We start from the raw sequence: 1,746 nt of genomic DNA, 5'->3' as shown, positions 1-1,746 counted from the left end.
TAGTTATACACGCCTAGACTTTTCTTGGAAGTTTACTCACTACACTCGTTTTGGCATTGCTGCCGCCTCTCAAAGACACTATTCCGTCAGTATCTGGTAACCTGTAATCTCCGTCATCTATTTGCCCAATAAGTAAGTACAGGAATATTAACCTGTTGTGCATTAGGTTGTCGCTTTCGCTAGACCCTTAGCCCCCGACTAACCCTCAGTTGATTAGCATAGCTGAGGAAACCTTAGTCTTTCGGCGTGAGGGTTTCTCGCCCTCATTATCGTTACTCATGCCTACATTTGCTTTTCTGAACGCTCCAGCAAAGCTCGTCGCTTCACCTTCACCGCAGATCAGAATGCTCCCCTACCAGTATATAAATATAATCCAAAGCTTCGGTACTTTACTTGATGCCCGTTTATTATCGATGCCCGCCTCGCTCGACCAGTGAGCTGTTACGCACTCTTTAAATGAATAGCTGCTTCCAAGCTAACATCCTGGCTGTCACTGCAATCAGACTTCCTTAGTTCAACTTAGTAAAGATTTTGGGACCTTAGCTGTTGGTCTGGGTTCTTTCCCTCTCGGATTGGGACCTTAGCACCCCAACCCTCACTCCCGGGTATATTTTAAGCCATTCAGAGTTCGTCAGGATTTGGTAGGATTTGACTCCCCCTAGTCCTATCGGTAGCTTTACCTGCTTAAAACTTAACCCCGAGGCTGTTCCTAAAAACATTTCGGGGAGTACGAGCTATTTCTCAGTTTGATTGGCCTTTCACCCCTACCCACAAGTCATCCAAATACTTTTCAACGTAAACTGGTTCGGTCCTCCACTCCGTGTTATCGGAGCTTCAACCTGCTCATGGGTAGATCACAAAGTTTCGCGTCTACTCCCACTGACTAAGCGCCCTATTCAGACTCGCTTTCGCTCCGGCTGCTCACGTCAACGTGATTAACCTCGCCAGTGAAAGTAACTCGTAGGCTCATTATGCAAAAGGCACGCCGTCACCCCAAAAAGGGCTCCGACCGCTTGTAAGCGTATGGTTTCAGGGTCTTTTCACCCCCTTACTCAGGGTACTTTTCACCTTTCCTTCACAGTACTCGTTCACTATCGGTCTCTTGGTAGTATTTAGCCTTACCGGATGGTGCCGGCAGATTCAAAGGGGATTTCTCCAGTCCCCCCCTACTCAGGATACCACTACAATTATATAAGCTTACCAATACAGGGCTCTCACCTTCTACGGCCCGCCTTCCCAGACAGTTCTCGTTCCTTTATATAATCGATATCGTGGTCCTACAACCCCAGTCTTGCCGCAACAACACTGGTTTGGGCTAATCCGCGTTCGCTCGCCACTACTTACGGAATCACTTTTGTTTTCTCTTCCTCTGCTTACTTAGATGTTTCAGTTCAGCAGGTTCGCCTTCTATATTAAATAGAATAATAGATCTTCAATCTACTGGGTTGCCCCATTCGGAAATCATCGGATCAAAGGTCTTGTGCACCTCCCCGAAGCTTATCGCAGCTTAACACGTCCTTCATCGCCTCCAAGAGCCTAGGCATCCCCCATACGCCCTTAATTCACTTACTATTTTATAAAATATCTTCTATCTCCAAAGAGATATCAATAATTCTAATTTGCTCTTACTCTTTACTTTATTCTCACAATATGTCAAAGAACCTTGTGTAAACTTTGATAGATAAATCCATCGCATTTACATCGTTCCCAAGTCCAAACTCTCATTCGAGTAGGGGAGGGTGGTGT

The 1,746-nt window shown here is 45.9% G+C and carries 1 other annotated feature (cut by a window edge).

Features of this window, described 5'->3' with window-relative positions:
- Positions 1-1,572, bottom strand: a sequence feature (mutual gap in cmsearch alignment for this rRNA model is longer than 100) (it extends 1,359 nt beyond the left edge of the window).
- Positions 1,573-1,746: the final 174 nt, after the last annotated feature.

The organism is Aquirufa avitistagni, from assembly GCF_042715545.1.
Classification (GTDB): Bacteria; Bacteroidota; Bacteroidia; order Cytophagales; family Spirosomataceae; genus Aquirufa; species Aquirufa avitistagni.
Note: the sequence above shows the minus strand (reverse complement) of the source record. Positions and strands in the feature narration are given on the sequence as shown.